General features: G+C 55.0%; 5 protein-coding genes and 1 pseudogene. 2 read left to right on the top strand and 4 right to left on the bottom strand.

What is annotated here, in order from left to right; all coding sequences use genetic code 11:
- Positions 1-50: 50 nt before the first annotated feature.
- A pseudogene (locus SPHV1_RS25620) lies at positions 51-523 on the bottom strand (IS21 family transposase); the annotation flags it as partial.
- 190 nt (positions 524-713) lie between these two features.
- Between SPHV1_RS25620 and SPHV1_RS01890 the strand changes: the two are divergent.
- The gene (locus tag SPHV1_RS01890; RefSeq protein ID WP_156367201.1) at positions 714-2006 is read left to right on the top strand and encodes a hypothetical protein; all 1293 of its coding nucleotides are present in this window, start codon (positions 714-716) and stop codon (positions 2004-2006) included.
- A gap of 23 nt (positions 2007-2029) precedes the next feature.
- Here SPHV1_RS01890 and SPHV1_RS01885 read toward each other — a convergent pair whose 3' ends face one another.
- The 3 genes from SPHV1_RS01885 to SPHV1_RS01875 all read right to left on the bottom strand — a co-directional run bounded on the left by SPHV1_RS01885 (position 2030) and on the right by SPHV1_RS01875 (position 4670).
- Positions 2030-3304, bottom strand: a complete 1275-nt coding sequence (locus SPHV1_RS01885) for a hypothetical protein (RefSeq protein WP_156367200.1) — start codon at positions 3302-3304, stop codon at positions 2030-2032.
- Positions 3305-3407: 103 nt separating this feature from the next.
- Positions 3408-4202 (bottom strand): hypothetical protein, encoded by a 795-nt coding sequence (locus SPHV1_RS01880; RefSeq protein ID WP_054944417.1) that lies wholly within the window; start codon positions 4200-4202, stop codon positions 3408-3410.
- A 102-nt stretch (positions 4203-4304) separates the two neighbouring features.
- Entirely contained in the window at positions 4305-4670 is a 366-nt protein-coding gene (locus tag SPHV1_RS01875; RefSeq protein WP_255352247.1) for a DUF6152 family protein, read from the bottom strand.
- A 723-nt stretch (positions 4671-5393) separates the two neighbouring features.
- Here SPHV1_RS01875 and SPHV1_RS24210 point away from each other — a divergent pair.
- A partial coding sequence (locus SPHV1_RS24210; protein ID WP_231634397.1) for a TonB-dependent receptor plug domain-containing protein occupies positions 5394-5781 on the top strand: 388 nt, incomplete at its 3' end.

The raw sequence follows: 5781 nt of genomic DNA, 5'->3' as shown, positions 1-5781 counted from the left end.
ACGGTTCGGGGCGTGTCGCGGCTTGCGCTCAATCTGGTTTGCTAGACGCTTTCATCCTTCCCTTTGGTGCAAGCCCGATAAGGAGCGCATGCGCGGGGCTTGAAACCCCAATACCGGGGAAAGGCGGGAAGCCGGCCGTTGAAGCGGACCTCATGCGTCGCGGCATCATGACGCTCGAAACCAACGTCCTGGCATTATCGGCAGGACCTCGGTAGGCACGCCCACGAAGCAAGGAAAGACCCTTCCATGCCTCCAAGCCCGTCGATCTTGCGCTCGCGAAGCGAGGGGCGGATAGGCTTCCGACGTCGGCAATACCGCCATGCAGGAAGAAACGCTCGGGTAGCCAGTCATTGAGCGCGTCGAAAGCTGGCTTGCGTGTGGGCTCGTTGCAGGGGGGGGCGCCGCCCGCACGAAGATTACGGCGAACCGTATTGCGCGCGCAGCCAAACTCCTTCGAAAGCCGCTTGGCTCACCAGACCAGTTCATGCAGCCGCATCATTGCGGCCACCTCCTCTGCCTGCATCGGACTCAGTTGTGCGGGAAACTCTGATCGCCTGTCGTCAGACCCGAGGGGGCAGGATGTCAGTTCGTGTGATACAAGATAGCGGGGGCGCTTCAGATTATTCAGGCAGAGGAATGCGCTTGAGCATCGGAGAGCCGTTTGGTACCCGTTCATGGTCAACCGGCACATTCTACTGGAAGTAGCTAGGCATTTGAAGACAATCGATCCAGTCAGTCCGGATGATAATGAGACCAACCGGTTTTTCGCTAATCAGGCAGCACAATTTCGAGACGTGCTGGTAAGCGAGAATCGGTCCAAGACACTTGTTTATCTTTTTGATTATCTGGTTGCGCGATCCGGGGATCCGCGCGCGCCCAAAGAGATCGAAATAGCGATGACGGTGTTTGGCAAAAGCGCCCAGTTCGATACTTCTCAAGACTCGACGGTGCGAGTGCACATCCACCGTCTTCGTCGCCAGTTGGAAAGTTTCAACTATGGCAAGAGCGGAAAACTACTGCAAATTCCCAAGGGGGACTATCGCCTCCTGCTGACCGAGGAGGCGGAAAGTGCTGACGACGACGCCATCCTCATTGAGGTGCGCAGCAAGCCAAGTGGGCAAAAACGAACCTGGACGGTTATCGCGATTTGTTTTGCAGCGACTGCGATCTTTTGGGGGATGCTTCTATTCTCCGCCAGGAGCCAAGATTCCGTTACGTCCACCCTCAGGCAGACGTCGTTCTGGAAACCTATCGCAGCACACGAACGACTGCCACTGATCGCTGCCGGTGATTTCTATATGGTCGTGGAAAGTGGATCGGACGGCAAAATTCAGCGCCTTGCGATGCGGCCGGCAATCCGTTCTGGGCGTGATCTGGACAAATATCTGAGGATGCATCCCGATCAATACAGTAAGTTGCGTGATCGTGATATCCATCGCCTTCCGGCAACGGTCGCAATGGGCGCTGCGGAGATTTTGCCAATAGTGGCATCTGTCCGTCCCGATCATGCGATGGCCGACATCATTCCGGTTTCGCAAATTTCACAAGAAACCATCGATTCAAACAACATCATCTATATTGATCGTTTCTCGGAACTTGGGATGTTGCGTTCTCCTGCGCTTGGGCAGTCTCACTTCGCTCCCGGCCCCGATCCGAATGAATTGAGGGATCTGCCTTCCGGCAGGACTTTCAGGGTTCGTGCGGCCGCCGAAAATCAAATTGGCCGAGATGATGTGGCCGCTGACCCTTATGGCTATGATTACGGATATATAGCCAGCTATCCCGGCCCCTCGGGCAATCAGATAATTGTTATCTCAGGTATGGAGGATGCGGCACTCGCCCAAATGGTCAAACTGGTGGGCGACAAACGGCAACTCGGCATCTTGTCGCGGCAGATCGGTGATGCCAAAGCATTCGAGGCGCTTTATCAGGTGCGCACTTCCGGCGGACTGATATTCGACACCCGCCTGTTGATTGCGCGGGTATTGGAAGCCAGCAAGGTGTAGCACCTTCTTGAAGGGCGTCCGTTCTATTCGCTGTGCCGCGTTTTGTCCCAGATGCGTTCGGCATTAATAGGCCTGGCGATTAGCAATGTGCTGCCATAGCTGCGATTGAACATCGTGCGGACGTGATAGAGGGCTTCAAAAGAGCGGAGGTTTCCACCGACGCGCTGGCGTAACTGTTGCACCATCTTTGCGTCCATGACGACATTTGCCATTTGCGCAGCGCCGGCATCGCCTGTTCCTGACAGGATCAGAATCTGGTTGCCGGAAGGGCCGGGGTAGCTGGCGATATAACCATAATCGCGTCGCGGGACAATTTTGTCGGCCAGTAAATACGGACTGTCTGATAGAAAATGTTGTCGAGACGGCGTGTCGATCAATTCGTAACATGTCTTGCCGCAGCGAAATTTGGAGGCCTCGAGCAGGGGATTTCTCAGCAGAGGTGACATGGCATCAAGAGCGCCGAGATAGATGATGTCCGATGACTTCATCATGTCGGGATTTAGATTTGAAGATGTCGTCGGCTGTAGCGGTACATTCTTGAGGTAAGACGACAGTTTACTGATGGATCCCAGAATATCCGAGCTTACTGCATAGAGGTCATCGTTGATAAAGTAATTCCGATTCTCGGGTGTCTTGTTGAGATGTTCGTAGAATGTATCGACATCTCCAATCGATAGATCCTGAATTACCTCGCTGAATTCGTCTCCATCTTGCGCTCTCTCAAACATGAAATAGTCGCCAATGACGAAGAACGTATGTCTCTTGCTGCTGCTGAAAGGCTGCCAGAGCTTTGAGCGGGCAGGGCCATTGCTTGAGTCAAGGGCGTTGCCGAAATAGAATGAGGCGAACAGCACGTTCACCAGCAATAATATCAGAATGGCAGCAAAAATGAGGCTGGAGCGATGTCGGGCGATCGGCAGCTTGTCTGTCGCTGCCCAGTCATTTTTGCTCTCAACTCCTGGCGTTTTGAGTACAAAAACATATTCACCTGGAGGAATGGTCAGCTGTGCTCCCGACTTGTCAGCATAGAACATGTCGAGCTTCTTGCGCAGCCGATAGACGCCAACCCGGACCCGTGAACCTTGATGTCCAGGCTCGCTCGAGCCTACCCGAAATATTTCTTCGGCAATCTCGGTCTCTTTTGGGCAGCGGCCTTCAATCGATTGCTGCAATAGAAAATCGAAGAGGCGGAGCAGCGTATCCGACCGGTTAGAGGCAATGAAACTGCGGACACGACGCCCTTCGTCCGCCAAGGCCTGGGCCGTATCGGCGGGAACAGAGCTTTCTCCTATCGTCATTTCCCCATCATCGTTCCGCCCCATTGCAACCTTTGCACGCTAGCCGGATTTCAAGCGAAATCAAACATCCATGCCGGTCCTAATGGGGCGGAACCAAGAGTGTTTATTTAGCGCCGCCGAATGACACTGTCCCGTCCGGATTGATCACGTCGAGACGATGATCGCAGACATATTCCGGAATGCGATAGTCGGGGTTTCGCTTGTACTCCCACCTGAAAGTATAGGGCTTCTGCAGATATTCCGGATCCTCGACAGAAACATCGAGCCGCAGCTTATCCGGACCGATGAGTTGATAATGCTCTGTCACCGTCATCGCATCGCTATGGGGAATGTCGTAGAATTTGACGCTCTGTTGTACGCCGCGCGTCTGGACGACCAAGGTATCACCTTCCCAATGGGCCGAGGAAAATCCGTAATATGACGGCGCTAGATCGTCCGGCTCGGGGAAGGGCGCATTCATATAGATGCGACGTGTCTGCATGAAAAGCTCGGCAAGTACGGTAATCTGGCCGGGATTCTGCAGAATCTGGATGGGGTAAATGGCCTCCATGATGCCAGGTGTGCCTTCCGGAAGGCATTGTGTGCTGGCGTCGACAAGTGGCGTGCCAGCCTTGAGCATTGCCTGGCGCTTTTCCTGCAGGGCCTTCCATTCGCTTGCGTAGGGCTCTTTGAGGTCTGGGCCGCCGCCCGGGGGAGGGACCAGCTTCGTTTCGTCGCCATCATCGTCGAACGGAAAGGGATCGCGCTCCCATACACCGGTTATGTTGGGTTCCGCTTGGACACCGGCAGCCTTCGTGACCTGGTCCGAAGCCGGAGAAGCAGCCATCGCCACCTGATTTGCCCCGCCCAGCGCCAAGGCAGAACATAGGGCAAGGCTTGCGATTTCTTTGAAGTTCATCAGACCCCTCGATCCTGTTATCGTGTCAGAAAACTAATCTTCATTTCAACAGTGAGTTTTCCGGCTGCAAATGGCTGATCAGGCCTGCGGCCGGAATGCGTATCACCATGCATCCAGCTTCTTGCCGCCGCCCAGGGTTGCGACCTTGAGCGCTCCGCCCGGCTTTCCGTTTCTCAGCGGGAAGTAGGAAATGTCGATCTTGTCGCCGGCCTTGAGCGTATTAAACTTCCAGCCAGCTTGCTTCATGTTGGAGGGGCTGTTGCATTCCAGGGCAAACGTCTCCGTGCCGCTTTTCACGACCACGTAGACATGCGGATTTGCCCATTGAAATTGTACGACAGTCACGCCCTTGCGATCAGTGGTTTTTGTCTGATCGAACATCGCAAAAGAATGGTGCGCCATGGCAGGCAGGCTGATCGTGAGGAGGCCTGCGGCAAGAACGGAAGCGCACGTTTTGAGTCTATTCATTCAAGAAACTCCTGTCTTCGACAAACGATCTTGCCGAAGTTTGTCAAGTTTTTGATCGATCGCATTCCGGTCTTTTCGGTCAATCGGCCTGCCGGTCGCCGGGAATGATTCTGGCTTGCAGGGCCCGGCGGTAGCGATGTGCCATCCAATCTAGTCCTGTGCGGTAGGGGCCGGAAGTGCGAAGCGGTCGTGAAACCGTTAATCAACACGCAGATCGTTCGGCGCGCGCCGAAGGTATTGCGGATTCTGGCCGAAATTCCCGATGCTTCCTGCCAGATTTTTACAGGTCATCGCGTCCAGGAGGGCGCTGCGGCGGCCCCATAAATTAACGTAACGCGTCGAAACGAAACGTTTCCGAACAGTTTCAGGGGCCGGTCTGATATTTACTTCGATGCAACAAACTGCGCCAATACGACGGCAGCGTTGCTTATGATGAACTATGCGCGGCGCTGTCGATCTGGGTGAAATCTGACAGTTCGCAGTCGGTTTTGGCTGGTTCGGGCGGACTTGAAACAGGGATTTCCAATGCTGCTGCCCGACTGCCGAAAGGGGCCGGATGGCCGCTGATCGGTGCGAACGGTCATAAGAAGCATACACAGGGAAATGTGGAGGAATATGACAAACTTGAAAGCTTGGCCGGTACAGCTTGAAGGCGGCGCTACACCAGTAACAGTTTCGCGACTGGCGTCCTATGGCGCGCTTCTCCTTGCAGGATCTGCTTTCGTGCTCCCTGTAAGTGCTGCCCATGCGCAGGATAGTGGCGCGCAAAAGGGCGGGTATCAGGAGCCCATCGAGATGGACGAGATCATCGTTTCGGCTCGCCGCAAGGACGAGAAGCTGATCGATGTTCCCGCTTCGATCACAGCCTATTCCTCCGACTTCCTGAAAACCCAGAACATTCAGAATTTCACGGACTATGCCACCCGCATTCCCAATCTGAGCTTCCAGTATGGCTTGGGTGGGGACCTGCTTTGGGGCGGCAGCCGTGAAACCACGATCCGCGGTGTCGCCGGCTCCGGGACGACGGCCTATTATATCAATGACACGCCGGTCCCTTCGTCGGTCAGCCCGCTGACCCTCAACCTCGACCGTGACCGGCCCCCACTGAGTG

This window comes from Novosphingobium sp. KN65.2, assembly GCF_001368935.1.
Taxonomy (GTDB): Bacteria; Pseudomonadota; Alphaproteobacteria; order Sphingomonadales; family Sphingomonadaceae; genus Novosphingobium; species Novosphingobium mathurense.
This window is presented reverse-complemented; position numbering and strand designations above follow the sequence as displayed.